We start from the raw sequence: 22,662 nt of genomic DNA on the forward strand, positions 1-22,662 counted from the left end.
ATGTCGGAAAACCTGATCGAAATCCGCGACCTGAGCGTCGCCTTCAACGGGCAGAAAGTGGTCAGTAACCTGAGCCTGGATGTGCGCCGCGGCGAGTGTCTGGCACTGGTGGGAGAGTCCGGCTCCGGCAAGTCCGTCACCGCTCACTCGATCCTGCAATTACTGCCCCGCAGCGGCACCCTGACCACGGGCAGCATCACCTACCGGGGTCAACAACTGGTGGGGGCCGACGACCGCACCCTGCGCGAGCTGCGCGGCAACCGGATTGCGATGATTTTCCAGGAACCGATGACCTCGCTGAATCCGCTGCACAGCGTGGCCCGACAGATCGGCGAAACGTTACTGCTGCATCGCGGCATCAGCGGTCGTGAAGCGCAGAAACGCATTGTCGAGCTGCTGGAGCTGGTAGGCATTCAACAGCCGGAAAAACGCCTGAAAGCCTACCCGCACGAACTCTCTGGAGGCCAGCGCCAGCGGGTGATGATAGCCATGGCGCTGGCCTGCGAGCCGGAGCTGCTGATTGCCGACGAACCGACCACTGCGCTGGACGTCACGGTGCAACGCAAGATCCTCGTGCTGCTCAAGGAGCTGCAACAGCGCCTGAACATGTCGCTGTTGTTGATCAGCCATGACTTGAACCTGGTGCACAGCGTCGCGCAGCGCGTCTGCGTGATGCGCGCCGGTGAAATCGTCGAGCAGTCCGATTGCAAGTCGCTGTTCAAATCACCTCAGCACCCTTACAGCCGCCTGCTGCTGGACGCCGAACCTGCCGGCGAGCCGCTGCGACGCGACACCCGGGAAACGGTGCTGCAAGTCGACAACCTGAAGGTCTGGTTTTCCCTGACCGGCGGCATCCTGCGGCGGCACAAGGAATACCTCAAGGCGGTGGATGACATCAGCCTGAGCATTGAGCGCGGCAAAACCCTCGGTATCGTTGGTGAGTCAGGCTCCGGCAAGTCGACTCTTGGTCAGGCGATCCTGCGTCTGCTGGCGTCGCGCGGCAGTATCCGCTTTCGCGGGCAGGCGCTGGACGGCCTGAGTCAGAAACAGATGCGACCGTGGCGTAAAGAGATGCAAGTGGTCTTTCAGGACCCTTACGGCAGCCTCAGCCCACGCATGTCAGTGGCGCAGATCATCAGTGAAGGACTGGAGGTACACAGCCAGTACGACCCGGCGAAATGCGATGCCGAGGTCATTCGGGCACTGGAAGAAGTCGGCATCGACCCGCAGAGCCGGCATCGCTACCCCCATGAGTTTTCCGGTGGCCAGCGTCAGCGTATCGCCATTGCCCGAGCGCTGGTGCTGAAACCCGCATTGATTCTGCTCGATGAGCCGACCTCGGCGCTGGACCGGACCGTGCAGAAACAGGTCGTTGCGCTGTTGCGCGAACTTCAGGAAAAGCACGGCCTGACGTACCTGTTCATCAGCCATGACCTGGCGGTAGTCAAAGCCCTTGCCCACGACGTGATCGTGGTCAAGGATGGAAAAGTCGTCGAGCGCGGCGCCAGCCATGACGTTTTCGATGCGCCGCAGCACCCGTACACACAAGAATTGCTGGCGGCCGCGCATCCTGAATGATCTGACCCACAACGAAGCTTCTGCCCGGAAGGTTTAGGAGCGTCTCCGATTTACGCTTGCGGACCCGGCTCGTCATCATCGACCAACCCCCACTCGGCGGTGCTTGCCGTGCTGCTGCCGGTCGGAGCCGGCGGCGCTGTGGTCAGTGTTCCGACGCCGCCTTCACTGTGCAGCTTGAGGCGCAGGCGCACGTTGTTTTGTGAGTCGGCGTTCTTGAGGGCCTCTTCTTCACTGATCGCACCTTCGACGGCCAGATTGAATAGCGCCGAGTCGAACGTCTGCATACCGAGGCTGCCGGACTTCTCCATGATGCCCTTGAGCTCGGTCAGTTCATTGCGCTGGATCAGGTCGCGAATGGTCGGCGTGCCCATCATCACTTCCACCGCCGCACGACGCTTGCCATCCGGGGTTCTGACCAGTCGCTGCGAGACGAACGCCTTGAGGTTGTTGCCCAGGTCATGCAGCAACTGCGCGCGACGCTCTTCCGGGAAGAAATTGATGATCCGGTCCAGCGCCTGATTGGCGTTGTTGGCGTGCAGTGTCGAGATTGCCAGGTGGCCGGTGTCGGCAAACGCCAGCGCGTGCTCCATGGTCTCGCGATCGCGAATCTCGCCGATCAGAATCACATCCGGCGCCTGGCGCAGGGTGTTCTTCAGTGCCGCATGGAAGCTGCGGGTATCGACCCCGACTTCGCGCTGGTTAACGATCGACTTCTTGTGGCGATGGATAAACTCGACCGGGTCTTCGATGGTGATGATATGGCCGCTGGCGTTGCGGTTGCGGTAGTCGATCAGCGCCGCCAACGAGGTCGACTTGCCCGAACCGGTGGCCCCGACAAACAGCACCAGACCGCGCTTTTCCATAATCACGTCAAGCAGTACGGGCGGCAGAAACAGGTCTTCGAAACGCGGGATGTCCAGCTTGATATTCCGCGCGACGATGGACACTTCGTTACGCTGCATGAAGATATTGATCCGGAACCGGCCGATGCCGGCCATCGAAACGGCGAGGTTCATCTCCAGTTCGCGCTGAAACTCGAGCTTCTGCTCCTCGTCCATCAGCCCCTGGGCAATCACCGCCACCTCTCCCGGCTTGAAGGTTTCGCTGCCCAGTGGCTTGAGCACACCATTGAACTTGGCGCACGGTGGCGCTCCGGTGGAAAGGTAAAGGTCCGATCCGTCCTGACTGGCCAGAATCTTCAACAGCGCCGGGAAATCCATAATCAATACCGTACAAAATGAAGTAAAAAGACCACGGCCGTCAGGACGGCACGCGTGACGCGCGGGCGTCGCTCAGCAAGAGCAGGCATAATGGCAGCCTTTTGCAGCAGGTGATATTGCGACATGAAAGCCCAAGCCCGCCATATTCTGGTGAAGACCGCCGAAGAGGCCGAACAGCTCAAGCTGCGCATTGCCAAGGGTGAGGCGTTTGACGTGCTGGCTAAAAAGCATTCTAGCTGCCCGTCCGGCAAACGTGGCGGCGATCTGGGTGAAGTCAGGCCTGGGCAAATGGTCGGTGCGATCGATCAGGTGATCTTCAAAAAGCCGCTACGCGTCGTGCATGGGCCGATCAAGAGCAAATTCGGCTATCACCTGGTGCAGGTGTTCTATCGCGACTGAAGCACACGCCAAAAGCTGAAAAACCCCGAACCGAGTGAGGTTCGAGGTTTTTCAGGCATTGACCAGTGTGGCAATCAGTTCGGCGAAATGGCGCCATCTACCAGCACTTGAGCTTCTGCCACCAGACGCTTGAGGTGATCTTCGCTGACAAAACTCTCGGCATAGATCTTGTAGATGTCCTCAGTCCCTGAAGGGCGCGCGGCAAACCAGCCATTTTCGGTCATGACCTTCACACCACCGAACGCCTGATCGTTGCCCGGCGCGTTGCTGAGCACCTGCTGAATAGGCTCGCCCGCCAGTTCAGTGGAAGTCACTTGCTCCGGCGACAGTTTGCTCAGCAGTGCCTTCTGTTGCGGGTTGGCCTTGGCATCGACGCGGGTCGAAAACGGCTCGCCCAGCTCTTCGGTCATGGTCTTGTAGATCTGGCTTGGATCGCGACCGGTACGCGCGGTCATTTCCGCAGCCAGCAAGGCCGGAATCAGACCGTCCTTGTCGGTGGTCCAGACCGTACCGTCGCGACGCAGGAACGAGGCACCAGCGCTTTCTTCGCCGCCAAAGCCTAACGAGCCTTCAAACAGGCCTTGTGCGAAATACTTGAAGCCGACCGGCACTTCATACAGGCGACGGCCCAGGCGTTTGGCCACACGATCGATCATGCCGCTGCTGACCACGGTCTTGCCGACCGCTGCATCGGCACGCCACTCAGGACGGTTCTGAAACAGGTAGTCGATGGACACGGCGAGGTAACTGTTGGGCGTCATCAGTCCGCCAGACGGGGTCACGATGCCATGACGGTCGTGATCCGGATCGCAGGCAAATGCAACCTGATAGCGGTCCTTGAGACCGATCAGGCTTTGCATGGCGTGGCTGGAGGACGGGTCCATGCGAATCTGGCCATCCCAGTCGACGGTCATGAAGCGGAACGTAGGGTCGACAAATTTATTGACCACATCCAGATTCAGGCCGTAATGCTCGCCAATCGCCGACCAGTAGCTCACCCCGGCCCCGCCCAGCGGGTCGACACCAAGACGCAGACCCGAATTGCGGATGGCGTCCATGTCGATCACGTTCTTAAGGTCGGCCACGTAGGTGTTGACGTAATCATGGCGGTGCGTGGTATCGGCACGCAGCGCTTTTTCATGGCTGATGCGTGAAACGCCAGTGACTTTCTCGGCCAGCAGTTCGTTGGCCTTGTTCTCGATCCACTTGGTGACATCACTGTCGGCCGGGCCGCCATTGGGCGGGTTGTACTTGAAGCCACCGCTTTGCGGCGGGTTGTGCGAAGGCGTAATGACAATGCCGTCCGCCAGCCCTGAAGTACGGCCGCGGTTGTAGCAGATGATCGCGTGGGACACCGCAGGCGTCGGGGTGTATTCGTCACCTTGCGAAATCATCACCTGCACGCCATTGGCGGCCAGCACTTCAAGCGCGGTGGCCGCGGCCGGGGTCGACAGCGCGTGGGTATCGGCACCCAGAAACAACGGGCCGTCGATGCCGTTGGCCTTGCGGTACAGACAGATCGCCTGACTGATAGCCAGCACGTGCCATTCGTTGAAACCCAGGTCAAACGATGTGCCACGGTGCCCGGAAGTGCCGAACGCAACACGTTGAGTGGGCACCGATGCATCGGGCTGGCCGGTGTAGTAAGCCGTGACCAGTCTCGGAATATCGACCAGTAACTGCGCAGGTGCCAGCTTGCCGGCGAAAGGACTGAGACTCATACAACCTCCACGAAGAAATGAAATACGGAGAAAAAATAAAGACTTGCTGCGGCTGCCAAGGTGATCAATGCCGCAGTTTACTGGCAGTTCGACAGCGCTGCTTGAGTATCGATCCCCGGTATCTGCTTCTGTTTCAGCTCAATCGCCAAAACGGCAACCGACCTCAAGCCATTGACGTTTCGGGCCGCCACCACGCTGGAAACAACTGCTTCACCTTGTGCTCGGCAAAACGGTCATCGATGAGCATGACCACACCGCTGTCACTCTGGCTGCGGATAACCCGCCCCGCAGCCTGCACCACCTTCTGCACGCCGGGATAAAGGTAGGTGTAGTCGTAACCGGCGCCGAACAGCGCCGCCATGCGCTGCTTGAACTGTTCGTTGACCGGATTGAGCTGAGGCAGGCCCAAGGTGGCGATGAACGCGCCGATCAGGCGTGCGCCCGGCAAGTCGATGCCTTCACCGAACGCGCCGCCCAGCACGGCAAAACCGATGCCCTGACTGCTCAGGGTGAACCGGTCGAGAAATGCGTGGCGCTCACTCTCGCCCATCCCCCGTGCCTGCTGCCAAAGGCTGATGTGCGGGTGAGTGCGCGCCATCAGCTCGGCGACCTGTTGCAGGTAATCGAAACTGCTGAAGAACGCCAGGTAATTGCCCGGCCGCGCGTCGAACTGCTCGGCCATCAGTTCGACAATCGGCGCCAGCGAAGCCTGACGATGGGTGAAACGGGTGGAAATGCGACTGACGATGCGCACGTCGAGCTGATCGTGATGAAACGGCGACTCCACGTCGATCCATGCCGTGTTGCCCGGTAAACCCAGCAGATCCGCGTAATAGTGGCGCGGGTTGAGCGTTGCGGAAAACAGTACGGTGCTGCGCGCAGCGGTCAGGCGCGGGCGGATGAAACGCGCGGGGACGACGTTGCGCAGGCTGAGGCGCGACAGAATGCGCTTGCCGCCCGCCTCGCGCCGGGTGATGTCGAAAATGAAATGCTCATCGAACAGCTCGGCGATGCGCGCAAAGCCGATGGCTTCCAGGTAGAACCCCTGCAACGTGACATCCACTGCCTGCGGGTGCTCGTTGAAATGATCACCGATGGTCGAGATGCACTGGTTCAGGCTGCCGATGAATTTTTCCGGTGCTGCCGAATAAGCCTGATAGGCGCCGGGCTGTGCCTTGTGCAGCGCATTCCATTGTCGATCCAGACGCTGCAAGGCTTTTTTCACCGGTTCCGGCGCTGTCTGAATCAAGGCTTTCAGCTGGCTCTGGTCAAGACTGGCGCTGTACATCTGGCGTGCCCGTTCGACCATGTTGTGGGCCTCATCGACCAGCACTGCGACGCGCCACTGATTGAGCTGACCGAGGCCGAACAGCAACGCGCTCAGGTCAAAGTAATAGTTGTAGTCTGCGATGACCACGTCAGCCCAACGCGCCAGTTCCTGGCTCAGATAATACGGGCAGACCTGATGCTGCAAGGCGACATCGCGTACGCCCGCCTGATTCAACCACGGCGAGGTCAGCGCCGCCGAGCGAGCGGCTGGCAGACGATCATAAAAGCCGCTGGCCAGCGGACAGGAATCACCGTTGCAGGCTTTGTCCGGATGCTCACAGGCCTTGTCGCGCGCCACCAGTTCAAGGACCCGCAGCTTCAGCTCCGGCGCGCTGTGATTAATGACTTCCAGCGCATCCAGCGCCAGTCGACGCCCTGGCGTCTTGGCGGTGAGAAAGAAAATCTTGTCGAGCTTCTGGCCGGGCGCGGCCTTAAGCAACGGGAACAGCGTGCCCACCGTCTTGCCAATACCGGTCGGCGCCTGAGCCATCAGGCAACAACCAGTACTGACGGCCTTGTACACCGACTCGGCCAGCACCCGCTGCCCGGTGCGGAAAGACGCGTGGGGGAATTTCAGGCTGCCCAGTGTCGTGTGCAGCGCCTGCGTATGCGCCAGCTCCTGCTGCGCCCAGCCGAGGAAAATCGAGCACTGTCGTTCGAAAAACGCTTGCAGCGTAGCCGCGCTGAACGGCTCGCGAATCAGGGTTTCCTGCTCGCTGACAATGTTGAAATACACCAGGGCCAGCGTCACGTTTTCAAGCTGCAGGCGCTGGCAAAGCAGCCAGCCGTAGACCTTCACCTGCGCCCAGTGCAACTGACGGTGGTTGGCCGGCATCGCGTCGAGTTCACCGCGATAGGTCTTCACTTCTTCCAGCTGATTGCGACTGACGTCATAGCCGTCCGCCCTGCCCCTTACCGTCAGCTCGCGATAATCGCCACTCAACGACAACTCGGCCTGGTAATCGGCGCCGCGCCGCGTGGCAACCGTGCGATGCCCGGCAATGCCTTCCTGCGCCGTGGGTGACGGCGTGAAGCGCAGGTCGAGGTCGCCCACCTTGGCGGTGAACTCACACAACGCGCGCACGGCCACGACATAACGCGCAGGCAGGTCGCTGGCGAGAACAGGCTCGGGATCAGGGTTTACGGGGGCGTTCGGGGTCACTGCGCTGGGGAGCCGTTGGTTGTGAATACTGGACAGGCGTCCAGTTAACAACCTTGAACCACGTCTGGCAAACACAAATGGATCGACGGCCTGCCATGTCGAGGTCTATGGCAGACGAGCGTGAGTCAATGCCTCTGCCAATGCGCCCAGCAGCTTGGCAGGTTCACGAGTCCAGTCAGTGGCATAACTGATCCACAGATGTTGCGAGTAGCGGTTCTGCAAAGTGAACAGTTCACCGGGGCTGACGACAATCGACCGGGCCAGCAGCGCAACGAAGACCTGGCGCAGGTCCACGGGGTATGCACTCTCGGCCCATATGCCGCAGCCGCCCTCGGGCAACTGATAACGCAGCATCCCGCCAGTCCGTTCATCCAGTTGCTGGGTCATCGACTGCATGCGTTCGGTCAGCGTCTCGCGCAACGCCATCAGTTGCCTGTCCAGACGTCCGCTGCTGCATAACCTGGCGATGGCCCTTTGCCGAAGCGGCGGCAGCTCGAATGCTCGCAGGCAGAAATACTGCTGCCAACGCGCATCCAGGCTCTTGCACAGCAAGTAAGCATAGGGCGCCTCAGGCCCGAGACTTTTCTCGAATCCGCCCATGACCACCAACCGCTGAGGGTCGATCCAGTGCCGCAGCGGAGACTGCCCGGCGGCAAATTGCAACCCGGCGTGACTGTCGTTTTCCAGCACCCAGACTTGATGACGGTTGAGCACTTCGGCGACAGTCTGGCTGTTGTTCTGCGCACGCATGCTGCCTCGCACCGGGTTCAGCAACGAGGGCAACACGGCAAGCCCGATGTCATGGCCGCGCAACAGGCCGTCGAGCCGGACAGCATCAAGGCAGCCGGTCTCGTCCAGCGGCAGTTCGATTACCCGGATGTCGAAGGATTGCAGCAAGCGCAACAACGCCCAGGCACAGGGCGATTCCACCAGTACCGTGCCGCCGCGCAGGCCCAGCGTGCCGAGCACCGCCTTGAATACGCCATGAAAGTCAGCAGCGATATAGACATTCTCAGCGTGCCAGCAATGCACTGCATCGTAGGTATAACGGGCGGCAATTGCCGTGCGAAGTTCTGGCTCACCGCATGGCTGAAAAACCGGGTCCCGCTGACGCGGGTAATGCCTGCCCAGCTCGCGCTCCATTGCCGGCAGCGGATTGTCCTGAGCGTGCAAAAGCGCCGGTTCATCGCAGCCCAGCAACGCCATGCCGGGGCGACGGGCGTTGTCATACAAGGCCTGCAAAAGATCGCCGTCTGCGTCCGGTATCACCAGGCCCTGCGCACTCAAGCTGCGCGGTACCGAGTAATAGCCTGATTTTGGCAGCGAATAAACGCGCCCTTCCTTTTCCAGCAGCGAGTAGGCGCTTTGCACCGTCGATATTGATACGTTCAGTCGCTGGGCCAGCTGTCGCAATGACGGCATTTTCAGTGCCAGCTCGCCCTGCTGCTGGTCAACCAGACGCACCAGGTAGCGGTAGACCGCCTGATAGGCGAAATCCGTGTTGTTTTTCATGCAGGTATCCACCGTTCAACCAGAACAGGCTTCAGAACATTGCTATATGACCGCCGCCGTTTGCCGGTAGCAGCCATGCCTGGCAACCGGATCAGCGTCCCGAGAGCATCTCGGCCACTGCCTGCCCCGTCGCCGGGTCGACGGTCATGATCCGGCGCTTGTCAGGATCGGCTGCACGGATTCTGGCGATGATTGACTGCGGGTCGTCGAAGTTCACCCGCTGCTTGCCGTAAAGGTTGTGCAATGACTTGAGGCTCAGACCGCTGATATCCACCAGCCACTGCATGACCTGATCCGGCGCTGTCGAACCCGACAGCGCCTTGTGCAGATCCGGCAGCGCTACCAGCATCCCTGGGTGGCAACTGCGCAGAAAGGACTCCAGGCCATGGCCATGATCGACGAACGGCGAAAACAGCATGCACACCAGTTGAGTCTCGTTCAGGCCGAAGCCCTCCTGAGCGAAGCCCGATGCCAGCTCGCGGCGCGCCTCGATGCGCGCCCGACCGGCATAAGCGCTGAGCGTCTGGTCGATCAATCGTGGCGGCATCTGCTTTCTGCGCATCAGTGACGTCGCCAGTTCAAGGTATTCGGCGATCCCGTCGGCATAAGTACGCGCTTGCAGGTATTGCGCGGTCAGGCCACGCATGTGGGCCATCAACAAAGGGTTGGCGCAATCGGACTCACTGAAGCTGAACGACAGATCATCGAAGCGGAAATCGAGAAACTCGGTCAGCAGGTTCCAGTGTTCGTCCGCCTTGCAACTGACCAGATCGGCAATGGTAATGAACGCCGGCGAGCTGCTTTTTTCAGGCAGCGTCATGGCTCGACTTGCCGGCGGGCTGTCATCGCCCTCCCCGTACAGCTCGTGATAGTAAGCCTCGCCAATCGTATCGATGACCTTGAGCACGCTGGCCAGCGTCTGCTTGCCCCAACTGCCCGAATACTGCCCGGTACGCTGGGCCAGTCGCATGATCCAGGTCGCATACTGACGCTGCTCTCTGCGCGAGTCGCCGCTGACGACCGCATCGACGCCATTGCCCCAGCTCAGGGCGCGTCCTAGAAACTCCGCAAGCCCGAGGTAACAGGTATTGCAAAACGTGGTGCGGGCGTCGCCAGCGGACAGGTGCCCACCCAGCAGCATGTCCAGACGATTCTGCTCACGCCCCGCGCTGGAAAAAGGCAGATCCGGCTCGAAGGCCTGTGTGTACTGACTGTCGATCATCAGCATCTCGACACGCGGGTCGTCGTACAGAAACAACGCTGAATAGGTGCGGTTGATGTTATCCATCACCGCAGGGGTCATGCCCGCGTGACGCCGATTGGCAACCCGCAGGTTGAATGTGCCGGGCGAACGGCAGGCAATACTCAACTGCGCAGCGCGCAGAAAGGCCAGCGTGTAGGCACTGTCCTTGCCACCACCGAAAGCCACCAGCACCTTGAAGCCGGCAATCTGCTCGATGCCGCCAGCCGCAACAATCAGGCGCTGGATCAACAGCTGCAGCGCGGTGCGCTCTGCGCGCGAGAAGTACCCCAACAAGCGTTGCAGCACTTGCTGGTAGACATAATTCATTGCCTGTTCGTGAATAGAACTCATCGTGCGTCACCTGCCTGTCGCTCAAGGCATGACACGGTGCAGACAGAATATTGAACATCAAGCTGACAACTCAATTTATAGTCGAGCATGACTCATTCCCTGAGTGGTAATTACCGACGCATTATCAGTATCTTTAAAACAATTACAATAGACAGTTTGCTTTAAAAAACAGTGCAGTCAGCAGAACATCCTCAACAACTTAAACAAATCGTTTAATTGTACTATCGAACTCATGAGACACGCGAAACGCTTGAAAGCCATAGCCTGCAAACCCTTCAGGCAGGCTGTTCAGGCTTTACCGATGCCCTTGGGGCATCGATCCAGTTACTGTTTCATTCTAGCCCGTGGGAAAGGACATTTATAAGTCGCCGTGACTGTCAGCGCCAATACACTTAAATAAACAGTCGAGACAGCCCTGCCGCTGCGATGCTCTTTTTAATATTCATTCACGGCTACCCCACTTCCAGAAAAACTGACAGGGGCATTATTCAGAAGTGTTTAATTCGTGGTGTTCTTTTTCGATGCGGAATGCAAAAAGCCTTCCGTTCGGAAGGCTTTTCAATAACGAGCGCTGACAGGAGGTGATGAATCAGACCCCCTCGACTTCCAGCACCGCACGCCCGCCAATCGGGCAGACATCCATGTAACGGTGCGCCTGCACCACCTGCTCGAACGGAAAGCTGCGCGTCTGCAACGGCGCCAATACCTTGTCGGCGGTCATCTGATTGATCTGCTGCAAGGCGCGTTGCAGTGCGGCCTCATCCTGGGTAATGCCCAGCTCGGGCTTGCCGGTGAAATTGCCCAGGCAATGCACGTAGAACTGGATGTTCTTCTGGAAAGCGGCACAGGCCGGAAACGGCGTCTGATTACCGCCTTGCAGGCCATACAGCACCAGACTGCCACGCGGCGCAAGCACATCGCCCATGATCGACATCTGCGGACCGCCAAGGCCATCGAAGACGGCATCGACACCACGGTTGTCGGTGTACTTGTTGATCGCCATCAACAAGTCCTGTTCTTCGGTGACCACCACTTTTTCAGCGCCCAGTGACAGCAGGTACTCACGAGCATCCTCGGTCTTGGTCGCGGCGATAACCCGAGCCCCCAGTGCCTTGCCCAACTGCACGAATGCAGGGCCGGAGCAGTGGCTGGCGTCGGTGACCAGTACGGTTTGACCGGACTTGATACGCGCCAGATCAACGTATGCAAAGTACGCCACCAGATACGGCGTGTAATGCACGCTGGCCTGGACCGGCGTCAACGCATCCGGGTAGCGGGTCAATGCACGGCGCGGCATGACGATGGATTCGCCGTAGACCGGGTGCTGGTTGGCATCGGCCGCAGGAAAACTGGCGACCTTGTCGCCTACTTGCAGATCATCCACACCGTCGCCCAGCGCGGTAACCACGCCAGCCATCTCATAACCCAGACCGGCAGGCAGCCGGGCATGGGTAGATGCGAGATTTTGCCGCCAAAGAACGTCGTACCAGCTGACACCGATGGCCTGAACACGCACCTGCACCTCGCCGGTGACAGGCGACGCGACAGGATGCTCTTCGACTTTGAGCACCTCGGCCGGGCCAAACTGGTGAAAACGGATCGTGCGGGACATTTAGAACCTCGCCTGGTGAACCTTCATGCCACAAACTTTATCCGGGCATTGCCGGCAACACCATCGGTGGCTATTAATAGTCGACATGCCTGTCATCGATTGTGTCCTGTGCGCTGCACGGCGCAGCCAGACAGCGTCTGGGCATCGATGCGCGTAATGGCCGCCATTGTTCGCATGTCGACGAAACATTGCAAGCCGTGTGGACATTCAGTAACCCTCACAGTAATTTTCGCTGCGCCCGACCCGCATTTGCTCGTACTATCGCACCCTGCTCACGTCCTCAACCGACAAATGGCCCGAGATATTCCGCATGAATCGCAACGACCTGCGTCGCGTCGACCTCAACTTGCTCATCGTTTTCGAGACCCTGATGCATGAGCGCAGCGTCACACGTGCGGCGGAAAAGCTGTTTCTCGGCCAGCCGGCAATCAGCGCTGCGCTGTCGCGGCTACGCGGCCTGTTCGATGATCCACTGTTCGTGCGTACCGGGCGCAGCATGGAGCCCACCGCCCGCGCCACAGAAATATTCGGCCTGCTTTCCCCGGCACTCGACTCCATCTCGACAGCGGTCAGCCGTGCTTCAGAGTTCGACCCGGCCACCAGCACTTCGGTGTTCCGCATCGGTTTGTCGGACGACGTCGAGTTTGCCTTGCTGCCCACCCTGCTCAAACGCCTGCGCTCTGAAGCTCCGGGGATTGTGCTGGTGGTCAGACGGGTCAATTACATCCTCATGCCGCCATTGCTGGCCTCGGGTGAAATCTCGGTCGGCGTCAGCTACACCCAGGACCTGCCTGCCAATGCCAAGCGCAAGGTATTGCGCAGGAGCAAGCCGCAATTGCTGCGCGCCGACTCGATACCCGGCCCGTTGAGCCTCGACGACTTCTGCGCCCGCCCCCACGCACTGGTCTCCTTCGCCGGCGACCTGAGCGGCTTCATCGACGAACACCTCGAGAAACTCGACCGCAAACGCCACGTCGTCCTCGCCGTGCCCCAGTTCAACGGCCTGGCCACACTGCTGACCGGCACCGACATCATCGCCACCGTGCCCGACTATGCGGCGCAAGTGCTGACCGCAGCAGGAGGCGTGCGCTCTGAGGACCTGCCGATTGAAACCCGAACGTTCGAACTGCACATGGCCTGGCGCGGCGCGCAGGATAATGATCCGGGGGAGCGTTGGTTGAGGTCGCGGATTCAGATGTTTTTTGGGGATCCGGATAGCCTCTAAACGAATTAACACCCTATCGCCTAGACATCTACAGCCCCCGCTAAACGCACGAACATAATCACTCAAATTGGCGCTCCTACTTCCACTGCTACCAACACCAGCCGAAGAGTACAGCTATAGCCAACACCAAAACCCGCCTACGCAAAGCCCAACCTCGCCCCCTGAAAACAAGACTCAAATCCCCTCCCGCCGCCGATCCTCCCTAGGGCATTTCGTAAAACGTGCTCGATAACTGCGAGTGAAATACGACGGCGATTCGAACCCGCAGGCGATGCTCACTTCCAGCACACTCAGACCGCTTTGCCGCAGCAGTTGCCGGGCTTTCTCCAGGCGCAGGCCCAGATAGAAGTTGCTCGGCGTGTCGTTCAAGTGCAGGCGAAACAAGCGTTCCAGCTGGCGCCGGGTGACGTTGATCGCTTCGGCAAGGGCCAGCGTGCTGAGGGGGCGTTCGGTTTGCTGTTCCATCTCTCCGATCACGTGCACCAACTTCTTGTTGGCGATGCCATAGCGCGTAGCGATCTGCATGCGTTGGTGGTCCTTGCGCGTGCGGATGCGGCCCAGTACGAATTGTTCGGATACCTGAATCGCCAACTCGGGGCCGTGCGCCTGGGCGATCAGGTCGAGCATCAGGTCGATGGACGCTGTGCCCCCTGCGCAGGTGATGCGGCGGCGGTCGATCTCGAACAGTTCCTGGGTCACGGTGAGCTGTGGATAGGACTCCTTGAACGCTTCGATGGCTTCCCAATGCAGGGTCAGGCGATGGCCATCGAGCAAGCCGGTTTCAGCGAGCACGCAGGCGCCAGTGTCGATGGCGCCCAGGGTCACGCCTTCATGATCAAGGCGACGCAGCCATTGCTGCAGGGCCGGCGTGGCGAACTGCAGCGGTTCAAAGCCTGCCACCACCAGCAGGGTCGCGCCTTTTTTCAGCGATTCAAGCGCCGCGTCGGCGTTGACCGACATGCCGTTGCTCGCCTGTACCGCGCCGCCGTCGGCGCTGAGGACGTGCCAGCGGTACAGCTCGCCACCAAAGCGGTTGGCCACCCGCAAGGGCTCCAGCGCGGAGATAAAGCCGATGGCCGAGAACCCCGGCATCAGCAAAAAATAGAAATCCTGGGCCATGGTAACGCTCTCCTCGGACCTGCAGCGTGGCACGTTGATACTCCCGTTCATGGGCACATTCAAGGGGCAGGTCGCCGCAGTGCAAAAGCGGGTCGCTGCAGTGCGCTTGGCCGCCCTCCAGGCAGGGTAATTTGTTTCCACGGTGCACAAAGACGCCGACACCCCACAATAACGATCTGCCGAGGGCCCCACCATGAACCGACTGATTAGTTGCAGCGTGCTTGCACTCAGCGCCAGCGCGCTCTTGAGCAGCAATGTAATGGCGGCTGATGCCGCTTCATGCCAGAACGTGCGCATGGGTGTGGTGAACTGGACTGACGTGATCGCAACCAGCGCCATGACCCAAGTGTTGCTCGACGGCCTCGGTTACAAGACCAAACAGACCAGCGCTTCCCAGCAGATCATTTTCGCCGGCATCCGCGACCAGCGCCTGGACCTTTTTCTGGGCTACTGGAACCCGTTGATGACCCAGACCATCACGCCGTTTGTCGAGGCACGGAAGGTCAAAGTGCTCGACAAACCGAGCCTGGAAGACGCTCGCGCCACCCTCGCCGTGCCGACTTACCTGGCGGACAAGGGCCTGAAGACCTTTGCCGACATCGCCAGGTTCGAGAAGGAACTGGGCGGCAAAATCTACGGCATCGAGCCTGGTTCAGGCGCCAATACCCAGATCAAGGCGATGATCGCCAAAAACCAGTTCGGCCTGGGCAAATTCCAGTTGGTGGAGTCCAGCGAAGCCGGCATGCTCGCCGCCGTGGACCGTGCCGTACGCCGCAAGGAAGCCGTGGTGTTTTTCGGCTGGACGCCGCACCCGATGAACGTCAACGTGGCGATGACTTACCTCAATGGCAGCGACGACGCCCTGGGCCCGAACGAGGGCATGGCTACGGTGTGGACGGTCACTTCGCCGACTTATGCCGAACAGTGCCCCAACGTGCATAGATTGCTGACTAACCTGACGTTCACCGCCGCCGACGAGAGCCGGATGATGCAGCCGCTACTGGATCACAAGGATGCTCTCGAGTCCGCCAGACAGTGGCTCAAAGACCATCCTCAAGACCAGGCGCGCTGGCTGGAGGGCGTCACCACCTTCGACGGCAAACCGGCTGCGGCAAATCTTCAATTGAGCAGCCAATAACCTGATTTTGAACGGCCGCTTCGCGATCATCCATCGTCGCGAACGGCATCCTCACGCCTGTAAGGAGCCACCCCATGAACCACGACGTCATCATCACCTGCGCACTCACCGGTGCTGGCGACACGACCGCCCGAAGCCCTCACGTACCGGTCACGCCCAAGCAAATCGCGGCCGCCGCGGTTGAGGCCGCCAAAGCCGGTGCCACCGTGGTGCACTGTCATGTGCGCGACCCGCACACCGGCAAATTCAGCCGCGACGTGGCGCTGTACCGCGAAGTGATGGAGCGCATTCGGGAGGCCGACATCGACATCATCGTCAACCTCACCGCTGGCATGGGTGGCGATCTGGAGATTGGCGGCGGTGAACGCCCGATGGAGTTTGGTGCCAATACCGATCTGGTCGGCCCAATGACACGTCTGGCCCATGTTGAGGAACTGCTGCCGGAAATCTGCACCCTCGACTGCGGCACCCTGAACTTTGGCGACGGCGACACTATTTACGTGTCCACCCCGTCGCAACTGCGCGCCGGCGCCAGACGTATCCAGGCGCTGGGCGTAAAGGCCGAGCTGGAAATCTTCGACACCGGCCACCTGTGGTTCGCCAAACAGATGATCAAGGAAGGTCTGCTCGACAACCCGCTGTTCCAGCTGTGCCTGGGTATTCCATGGGGCGCACCCGCCGACACCACCACCATGAAAGCCATGGTCGATAATCTGCCCGCCGATGCGGTGTGGGCGGGCTTTGGTATTGGCCGCATGCAGATGCCGATGGCCGCGCAAGCGGTGTTGCTGGGCGGCAACGTCCGGGTCGGTCTGGAGGACAACCTGTGGCTGGACAAGGGCGTGCTCGCCACCAACGGTCAATTGGTGGAACGCGCCAGTGAAATTCTCAGCCGCCTGGGCGCACGAGTCATGACCCCGGCAGAAGGCCGCATCAAGATGGGCCTTGCCAAGCGCGGCTAATGCCTTCAGGACATAAAACCCTGTGATTGAATCACCGCACTCTTCAGGATCGTCGCCATGAGCTTTATCACTGAAATCAAAACCTTCGCCGCTCTTGGCAGCGGCGTCATCGGCAGTGGCTGGGTATCCCGCGCCCTCGCCCATGGACTGGATGTGGTCGCCTGGGACCCCGCGCCCGGCGCCGAAGCAGCGTTGCGTAACCGTGTCGCCAATTGCTGGGGTGCGCTGGAACAACAGGGTCTGGTACCCGGTGCATCCCAGAACCGCCTGCGCTTCGTGGCCACCATCGAGGAATGTGTCAGCGACGCCGACTTCATTCAGGAAAGCGCCCCGGAACGCCTGGAACTGAAACTGGATCTGCACAGCAGAATCAGCGCGGCGGCCAGGCCGAATGTGTTAATTGGTTCGAGTACGTCCGGCCTATTGCCAAGTGACTTCTACGAAGGCTCCGCGCACCCGGAACGCTGCGTAGTCGGTCACCCGTTCAATCCGGTGTACCTGCTGCCGTTAGTGGAAGTGGTGGGCGGCAAAAATACTGCTCCGGCGGCCATACAGGCGGCAATCAAGGTCTATGAATCACTCGGTATGCGCCCGCTGCATGTGCGCAAGGAAGTCCCCGGCTTTATCGCTGACCGCTTGCTCGAAGCGCTATGGCGCGAGGCGCTGCACCTGGTCAATGACGGCGTGGCAACCACCGGTGAAATCGATGATGCGGTTCGCTTCGGCGCCGGACTGCGCTGGTCGTTCATGGGCACCTTTCTCACCTACACATTGGCGGGTGGCGATGCAGGCATGCGCCACTTCATGACGCAGTTCGGCCCGGCACTGCAGTTGCCGTGGACCTACCTGCCGGCACCGGAACTGACCGACAAACTGATCGACGATGTGGTCGACGGCACCACTGACCAGTTGGGTAAACACAGTATTTCGGAATTGGAGCGCTACCGTGACGATTGCTTGCTCGCCGTGCTGGAGGCGGTAAAGACTACCAAGGCCAGGCATGGCATGAGCTTCGCGGAGTGAACCTACGGTAGCTGGCTTGCCTCCGGTGGGTGGCTGTGAGTCTTCCATCACCCTGCAAAGCACGCCAGTTACCTCATTTGATCAGAACTGACCCGGAATCCTCCGACATGCCTGCACTGACCACCTACACCACCCGAGTCCAACCCGACTGGGTCGACTACAACGGCCACCTTCGTGACGCGTTCTACCTGCTGATCTTCAGCTACGCCACTGACGGGCTGATGGACGCCCTGGGACTGGATAGCGATAACCGCGAAGCCAGCGGCCACTCGCTGTTCACCCTGGAACTGCACCTCAACTACCTGCACGAAGTGAAACTCGGCGCCGAGGTCGAGGTGCATACGCAACTGATCGCCCACGACGCCAAGCGCGTGCATCTCTATCACAGCCTGCATTTGGCAGGTGATGACATGGAGCTGGCCGGCAATGAGCAAATGCTGTTGCACGTCGACCTGAGCGGCCCGCATGCAACGATGTTTACCGAGGCAACAAAGGAAAGACTTGACGCTATAAGCGCCGGGCAGTCCGATCTGCCGAGGCCCAAACTCCTCGGCCGAGTGATCGGGTTGCACACAGGAAAATAATCGAAAAGCCCCCTACTGCCAAAGTTTTGGCCCGCATCGGACTGCCTTGAATGGCACTGGAGAGCGTGTGACCGCGAGGTGACTTGTCGAACTGCGAGCATCATTCGCGTAACCCGTTGAACATTGGTGCCTCGCATCTCAATTTACGCACAAAAACAGCTTGCATTCCGATCCAACATGCAACTATAAAATGTACATGACTAGACAGGTTCGATTCGACAAGAAAACCCAGGTGATCAATGAGCTGATCCGCCGTATCGAAAGCGGCCAGATGAGCTCCGGCGCCCTGCTTCCCGGGGAAAATCTTCTGGCCCAGGAATTCAACGTCAGCCGCGGCACGCTGCGCGAGGCGTTGTCCGAGCTCAAGCGGCGTAACTTCATTGCCACCCAGACCGGCGTGGGTTCGATCGTCACCTACGACGGCTTCAGCCTGGACCAGCGTGCCGGCTGGGCTCAGGCCCTGGCCGACACGGGTGCTGGCGTGCGTACGGAAATCCTGCGTCTGGTGGCGGTGCAACGGCCCGACATGGAGGTGCGCCTCGGCACTTCCAGCCTGGTGGCCCTGGATCGCCGGCGTATCGCCGCTGATGGCAGTATCGTTTCCCTGGAGCGCGCCTTGATCCCGGCGGTCGACGGTTTGGAAAACCTGCCGCAAAACGGTCTGCTGGAACAGTCACTGACAGTGACCATGGCCGCCCACGGCTTCATCGGCGACAAGGGCGATCAGTGGATCGGTGCAGGGCCTCTGAACCGCGATGATGCCGTGCTGCTGGCACGCGAGCCCGGCACGGTGTTTCTCAAGGCCGTGCGCACGACCTTTGACCGCCGTGAACGTTTTATGGAGCACGTAGAGAGCCTGTTGGACCCTGTGCATTTTCGCCTTCACCTCGCCTTCGGATCGTCCACATGAGCGCAACATTTCTGCAAGACCGAGGCCTGGGTGCCTTTTATGGCCTGGCCTTGGGCGACGCTTTGGGCATGCCGACGCAGTCGCTGCCGCGCGCGTTGATCCTGCAACGCTATGGCCGTATCAATACGCTGATCGGTGCCGATGCCGACCAGCCGATCGCACCGAACATGCCTGCGGGCGCCATCACCGATGACACCGAGCAGGCGATCCTGGTGGCACAGTTGCTGGTGGCCGGCTGCGGCAGCATCGACCCGACAGCCCTGGCCCACAGCCTGATCGAGTGGGAAGCCGCGATGAAAGCCAAGGGCTCCTACGACCTGCTGGGGCCTTCGACCAAGCGCGCGATTGAAATGATCCTTGACGGCCACAGCCCCGAAGAAGCCGGCCGCTTCGGCACCACCAATGGCGCGGCAATGCGTATTACACCGGTGGGCATCGCAGCCGACGTGAGCAACCGCGAGGCCTTCATGGCGCTGGTGGTGCAAGCCTGTCAGGTGACCCATAACACCACGCTGGGCATCTCCAGCGCGGCGGCGGTCGCGGCCGTGGTGTCCGCCGGGATCAATGGCACGCCCCTGGCCGAAGCTCTGGAGATAGGTACTGAGGTAGCCCTGAGTGCCGAACGCCATGGTCATTGGGTTGCGGGTGGGCGTATCGCCGCGCGCATTCAATGGGCCAAGGCACTGTGCGCTGACTGCACAGACGAACAGCTGGCCGACCGGGTGCACGATGTGATTGGTACCTCGGTCGCCTCACAGGAATCAGTGGTCGCTGCCTTCACCCTCGCCCACCGCGTGGCGAGCAGCCAGCTCAGTCCGTTCGATGCAGTGTGCATGGCGGCCAGCCTGGGCGGTGACACCGACACGATTGCCGCCATTCTCGGCGCCATGCTGGGTGCCTGCAATGGCATGCAAGCCTGGCCGGCGGCGTTGATCGAGCAAATTGATGCGGTCAACACGCTCGATCTCGCGCCCTTGGTCGAACAACTGCTGGCCCTGCGCACCGGTTGATAGACCGGGTCGTGCTCGCCCACTGTGAACGAGATCACCCTCGCCCTCAGCCTTCCGAGCGGCGATCTGGCTGACCCGATTTCGGAATAGCCAATTTGCACTGGATTGCACCTGCTGACGTACTGCCACAACCACAATAAAGGCAATAGGAGCAACGCAAATGACGACATCGTCCGCCTCTCAAGGTGCGGGTCAGCTGGAAACCCGCGGCATCGAGCCGGTTCCTGAAAACGAGTGCAACGGCCACCCGCTGCAACTGTTCTGGGTCTGGTTCGCCGCCAACATCAGCATCCTGGGCTTGCCGCTGGGTGCCACCCTGGTAGCGTTTCAGGGGCTGGCCATCTGGCAGGCAATCATCGTCGCCATCCTCGGTGCCGCCGGCTCGTTCGCCGTGGTCGGCGTTATCTCCATTGCCGGGCGCCGCGGGCGGGCACCGAGCCTGACGCTGTCCCGGGCCATCTTCGGGGTGCGAGGCAATATCGGGCCCACGCTGGTTTCACTGATGTCGCGCCTGGGCTGGGAAACGGTCAACACCACCACCGCCGCGTTCGTCCTGCTGTCACTGTTCGCGATCCTTTTCGGCACCCCCGTGGAGGCGAAAAACTCGCCTGGCCTGACCCTGCTGTTCATCGCCTTGTTCGTGCTGCTGACCCTGACCGTCTCGGGCCTGGGCCATGCCACTCTGCTGGTCATCCAGAAATGGGCGACTTACCTGTTCGGCGCGCTGAACCTGGTGGTCGGTGGCTTTCTACTCACCCATATCGACTGGAGCCTGGTCTTCGACGCGCCGGCAGCGCCACTGAGTGCCATGATCATTGGCGTCGGCACCATGGCCGCCGGCACGGGTATCGGCTGGGCCAACGCGGGCGCCGACATGTCGCGCTATCAGCACGCCAGCGTGAAGGCCACTCGACTGGTGGCCTCGGCGGCATTTGGCGCAGGGATCCCTCTGGTTTTGCTGATCACCCTCGGCGGCTTGCTGTCGGTGGGCAACGATCATCTGGCGTCAGCCACCGACCCGATTATCGCCATTCGCGAAATGTTGCCCACCTGGATGGCCGTGCCGTATCTGATCACTGCGTTCGGCGGCCTGCTGTTGTCCAATAACCTGTCGGTCTACTCGGCTGGCCTGACCACCTTGACCCTCGGCCTGAAGGTCAAGCGAGTACACGCAGTCATCGTCGATATCATCGCGATCTTTGCCGGCTCGATCTATTTCATGCTGATCGCCGACAGTTTCTACGGCCCCTTCATTACGTTCATCTCGATGTTGGCGGTGCCCATTACCGCGTGGGTCGGCATCTTTGTCGTCGACCTGCTGCATCGCCACATCTACTCCCCACACGACCTGCTGGACCAGACCCCAAAGAGCGCCTACTGGTATCGCGGCGGTGTCGAATGGCGCGCGCTGGGCTCGTGGGCATTGGCTATCGTGCTCGGCTTCAGCTTCACCACCGTGGCGACCACCCCGGAGCATGTGCTGTTCAAAGGTTTTCTCGCCGATTCCTGGCTGGGTCATAACGGCCTGGGCTGGATCGTGACCTTCATTGTCGCCGGTGGCCTGTATGCGCTGCTCGGCGGGGCGCGTGATCGCCGTGTCGTTACCGAAGAGGCTGCCCATGCCCGCTAAATTGCTCTACACCGGCCAGGTCGTGGTTGACCTGGTCATGGCCATCGACCGCCTGCCGCCGTCGGGCGGAGATGTACTGGCCAGCAGCGCCACGTTCGAGGCCGGAGGCGGCTTTAATGTGATGGCCGCTGCCTGCCGCAATGGCTTGCCTACGGTTTATCTGGGTCGCCATGGCCAGGGCCGCTTCGGCGACCTTGCTCGCCAGGCCATGCGCGACGAAGGTGTGGAGATTGCTACGATGCCTGTTCCCGGTGAGGATACCGGCCTGGCCGTTGCCCTGGTGGAAACCTCGGCCGAGCGCTCGTTCATCTCCTATGTGGGCGCTGAAGGTGGTTTGTCTGCCGATGACCTGCAGGGCGTGCAGGTCAGCGCCGAAGATTACGTAGTTGTCAGCGGCTACAGCCTGGCACACAAAAACAAGGTCACGGCCCTGCTCGCCTGGCTGGACGGATTGCCCGGCGGCACTACCGTGGTATTCGACCCAGGCCCATTGGTTGATGCGCTTCATGGCGTCGAGATGCGCGCCGTACTTCCTCTTATCAGCGTATGGTCCAGCAACTGCGAAGAAGCCCTGCGCTTCACGCAAACCCGGACGTGCGCCGACGCGCTCCACCACCTGGCGTCCATTCTGCGCGAAGATGCGCTCATAGTGATTCGTGACGGCCCCGCAGGTTGCTGGGTCCACCATGCCGGACAGACGCGACACATACCCGGCTTTGCCGTCACGGCAATCGACACCAATGGAGCTGGCGACGCCCACGCGGGTGTGCTGCTGGCCGAGTTGGCCAGAGGCAGCAGTGTCGACCGCGCGGCGCTGCGCGCCAATGCGGCAGCAGCGATTGCGGTCACACGCCGGGGGCCGGCGACGGCGCCTGGCCGTGAGGAGGTAGATGCGCTGGTGGGGGCCGATTTTTAGGCTGGCTTGAGCTCGCTG

Annotated in this window: 18 protein-coding genes; 11 read left to right on the top strand and 7 right to left on the bottom strand. The window is 60.6% G+C overall.

From position 1 onward, the window contains the following. A complete protein-coding gene (locus LCH65_RS18150) occupies positions 1–1,578 on the top strand; it encodes an ABC transporter ATP-binding protein (RefSeq protein WP_226439716.1) in 1,578 nt (525 codons plus the stop codon). Between the two features lie 50 nt (positions 1,579–1,628). Here the strand turns inward: LCH65_RS18150 and LCH65_RS18155 are convergent, their stop codons facing one another. Then, the gene (locus LCH65_RS18155) at positions 1,629–2,798 is read right to left on the bottom strand and encodes a PilT/PilU family type 4a pilus ATPase (RefSeq protein ID WP_044307970.1); all 1,170 of its coding nucleotides are present in this window, start codon (positions 2,796–2,798) and stop codon (positions 1,629–1,631) included. 123 nt (positions 2,799–2,921) lie between these two features. On the opposite strand from LCH65_RS18155, the gene LCH65_RS18160 reads away from it, so the two are divergent. After that, positions 2,922–3,197, top strand: coding sequence for a peptidylprolyl isomerase (locus tag LCH65_RS18160; RefSeq protein WP_002553334.1), 276 nt, complete (start codon positions 2,922–2,924; stop codon positions 3,195–3,197). Positions 3,198–3,271: 74 nt separating this feature from the next. Here the strand turns inward: LCH65_RS18160 and pgm are convergent, their stop codons facing one another. From pgm to LCH65_RS18185, 5 genes are all read right to left on the bottom strand, one after another. Further along, positions 3,272–4,918, bottom strand: coding sequence for a phosphoglucomutase (alpha-D-glucose-1,6-bisphosphate-dependent) (gene pgm / locus LCH65_RS18165; RefSeq protein WP_003435518.1), 1,647 nt, complete (start codon positions 4,916–4,918; stop codon positions 3,272–3,274). Between the two features lie 163 nt (positions 4,919–5,081). Next, positions 5,082–7,409: an ATP-dependent DNA helicase gene (locus LCH65_RS18170; protein ID WP_058417370.1), complete on the bottom strand. Its 2,328-nt coding sequence runs from the start codon at positions 7,407–7,409 to the stop codon at positions 5,082–5,084. Positions 7,410–7,514: 105 nt separating this feature from the next. Further along, positions 7,515–8,921, bottom strand: a complete 1,407-nt coding sequence (locus tag LCH65_RS18175) for a PLP-dependent aminotransferase family protein (protein ID WP_003364356.1) — start codon at positions 8,919–8,921, stop codon at positions 7,515–7,517. A 91-nt stretch (positions 8,922–9,012) separates the two neighbouring features. Continuing rightward, complete coding sequence (locus LCH65_RS18180) at positions 9,013–10,515, bottom strand: hypothetical protein (protein ID WP_003435527.1); 1,503 nt, start codon at positions 10,513–10,515, stop codon at positions 9,013–9,015. A 589-nt stretch (positions 10,516–11,104) separates the two neighbouring features. Beyond that, positions 11,105–12,127, bottom strand: coding sequence for a zinc-dependent alcohol dehydrogenase family protein (locus tag LCH65_RS18185; RefSeq protein ID WP_003435530.1), 1,023 nt, complete (start codon positions 12,125–12,127; stop codon positions 11,105–11,107). Between the two features lie 310 nt (positions 12,128–12,437). Between LCH65_RS18185 and LCH65_RS18190 the strand changes: the two genes are divergently transcribed. Next, a complete protein-coding gene (locus LCH65_RS18190) occupies positions 12,438–13,352 on the top strand; it encodes a LysR substrate-binding domain-containing protein (protein ID WP_058417369.1) in 915 nt (304 codons plus the stop codon). Positions 13,353–13,526: 174 nt separating this feature from the next. Here the strand turns inward: LCH65_RS18190 and LCH65_RS18195 are convergent, their stop codons facing one another. Next, positions 13,527–14,471, bottom strand: coding sequence for a GlxA family transcriptional regulator (locus tag LCH65_RS18195; protein WP_024663660.1), 945 nt, complete (start codon positions 14,469–14,471; stop codon positions 13,527–13,529). Positions 14,472–14,664: 193 nt separating this feature from the next. Between LCH65_RS18195 and LCH65_RS18200 the strand changes: the two genes are divergently transcribed. From LCH65_RS18200 to LCH65_RS18235, 8 genes are all read left to right on the top strand, one after another. Next, positions 14,665–15,609 (top strand): choline ABC transporter substrate-binding protein, encoded by a 945-nt coding sequence (locus tag LCH65_RS18200; protein WP_003435536.1) that lies wholly within the window; start codon positions 14,665–14,667, stop codon positions 15,607–15,609. A gap of 74 nt (positions 15,610–15,683) precedes the next feature. Next, positions 15,684–16,571, top strand: coding sequence for a 3-keto-5-aminohexanoate cleavage protein (locus tag LCH65_RS18205; protein ID WP_058417368.1), 888 nt, complete (start codon positions 15,684–15,686; stop codon positions 16,569–16,571). A gap of 57 nt (positions 16,572–16,628) precedes the next feature. Then, positions 16,629–17,594: an L-carnitine dehydrogenase gene (locus tag LCH65_RS18210; RefSeq protein WP_058417367.1), complete on the top strand. Its 966-nt coding sequence runs from the start codon at positions 16,629–16,631 to the stop codon at positions 17,592–17,594. A 107-nt stretch (positions 17,595–17,701) separates the two neighbouring features. Beyond that, positions 17,702–18,178 carry a thioesterase family protein gene (locus LCH65_RS18215; protein ID WP_024663661.1) on the top strand — a complete coding sequence of 159 codons (477 nt, stop codon included), beginning with the start codon at positions 17,702–17,704 and terminating at the stop codon, positions 18,176–18,178. A 190-nt stretch (positions 18,179–18,368) separates the two neighbouring features. After that, the gene (locus LCH65_RS18220; protein ID WP_003364375.1) at positions 18,369–19,088 is read left to right on the top strand and encodes a GntR family transcriptional regulator; all 720 of its coding nucleotides are present in this window, start codon (positions 18,369–18,371) and stop codon (positions 19,086–19,088) included. Further along, positions 19,085–20,098 carry an ADP-ribosylglycohydrolase family protein gene (locus LCH65_RS18225; protein ID WP_024663662.1) on the top strand — a complete coding sequence of 338 codons (1,014 nt, stop codon included), beginning with the start codon at positions 19,085–19,087 and terminating at the stop codon, positions 20,096–20,098. The genes LCH65_RS18220 and LCH65_RS18225 overlap by 4 nt, the downstream gene beginning before the upstream one ends. Before the next feature lie 160 nt (positions 20,099–20,258). Beyond that, the gene (locus LCH65_RS18230; RefSeq protein ID WP_004413701.1) at positions 20,259–21,728 is read left to right on the top strand and encodes a cytosine permease; all 1,470 of its coding nucleotides are present in this window, start codon (positions 20,259–20,261) and stop codon (positions 21,726–21,728) included. Then, positions 21,718–22,644: a PfkB family carbohydrate kinase gene (locus tag LCH65_RS18235; protein ID WP_226439693.1), complete on the top strand. Its 927-nt coding sequence runs from the start codon at positions 21,718–21,720 to the stop codon at positions 22,642–22,644. Before LCH65_RS18230 ends, LCH65_RS18235 begins: the two co-directional genes overlap by 11 nt. Positions 22,645–22,662: the final 18 nt, after the last annotated feature.

This window comes from Pseudomonas sp. MWU16-30316 (genome assembly GCF_020515645.1).
Lineage (GTDB): Bacteria > Pseudomonadota > Gammaproteobacteria > Pseudomonadales > Pseudomonadaceae > Aquipseudomonas > Aquipseudomonas cerasi.

Coding starts and splice junctions, on each gene's coding strand:
- LCH65_RS18150 (WP_226439716.1), top strand. CDS start 1: ATGTCGGAAAACCTGATCGAAATCCGCGACCTGAGCGTCGCCTTCAAC.
- LCH65_RS18155 (WP_044307970.1), bottom strand. CDS start 2,798: ATGGATTTCCCGGCGCTGTTGAAGATTCTGGCCAGTCAGGACGGATCG.
- LCH65_RS18160 (WP_002553334.1), top strand. CDS start 2,922: ATGAAAGCCCAAGCCCGCCATATTCTGGTGAAGACCGCCGAAGAGGCC.
- pgm (WP_003435518.1), bottom strand. CDS start 4,918: ATGAGTCTCAGTCCTTTCGCCGGCAAGCTGGCACCTGCGCAGTTACTG.
- LCH65_RS18175 (WP_003364356.1), bottom strand. CDS start 8,921: ATGAAAAACAACACGGATTTCGCCTATCAGGCGGTCTACCGCTACCTG.
- LCH65_RS18180 (WP_003435527.1), bottom strand. CDS start 10,515: ATGAGTTCTATTCACGAACAGGCAATGAATTATGTCTACCAGCAAGTG.
- LCH65_RS18185 (WP_003435530.1), bottom strand. CDS start 12,127: ATGTCCCGCACGATCCGTTTTCACCAGTTTGGCCCGGCCGAGGTGCTC.
- LCH65_RS18190 (WP_058417369.1), top strand. CDS start 12,438: ATGAATCGCAACGACCTGCGTCGCGTCGACCTCAACTTGCTCATCGTT.
- LCH65_RS18195 (WP_024663660.1), bottom strand. CDS start 14,471: ATGGCCCAGGATTTCTATTTTTTGCTGATGCCGGGGTTCTCGGCCATC.
- LCH65_RS18200 (WP_003435536.1), top strand. CDS start 14,665: ATGAACCGACTGATTAGTTGCAGCGTGCTTGCACTCAGCGCCAGCGCG.
- LCH65_RS18205 (WP_058417368.1), top strand. CDS start 15,684: ATGAACCACGACGTCATCATCACCTGCGCACTCACCGGTGCTGGCGAC.
- LCH65_RS18210 (WP_058417367.1), top strand. CDS start 16,629: ATGAGCTTTATCACTGAAATCAAAACCTTCGCCGCTCTTGGCAGCGGC.
- LCH65_RS18215 (WP_024663661.1), top strand. CDS start 17,702: ATGCCTGCACTGACCACCTACACCACCCGAGTCCAACCCGACTGGGTC.
- LCH65_RS18220 (WP_003364375.1), top strand. CDS start 18,369: ATGTACATGACTAGACAGGTTCGATTCGACAAGAAAACCCAGGTGATC.
- LCH65_RS18225 (WP_024663662.1), top strand. CDS start 19,085: ATGAGCGCAACATTTCTGCAAGACCGAGGCCTGGGTGCCTTTTATGGC.
- LCH65_RS18230 (WP_004413701.1), top strand. CDS start 20,259: ATGACGACATCGTCCGCCTCTCAAGGTGCGGGTCAGCTGGAAACCCGC.
- LCH65_RS18235 (WP_226439693.1), top strand. CDS start 21,718: ATGCCCGCTAAATTGCTCTACACCGGCCAGGTCGTGGTTGACCTGGTC.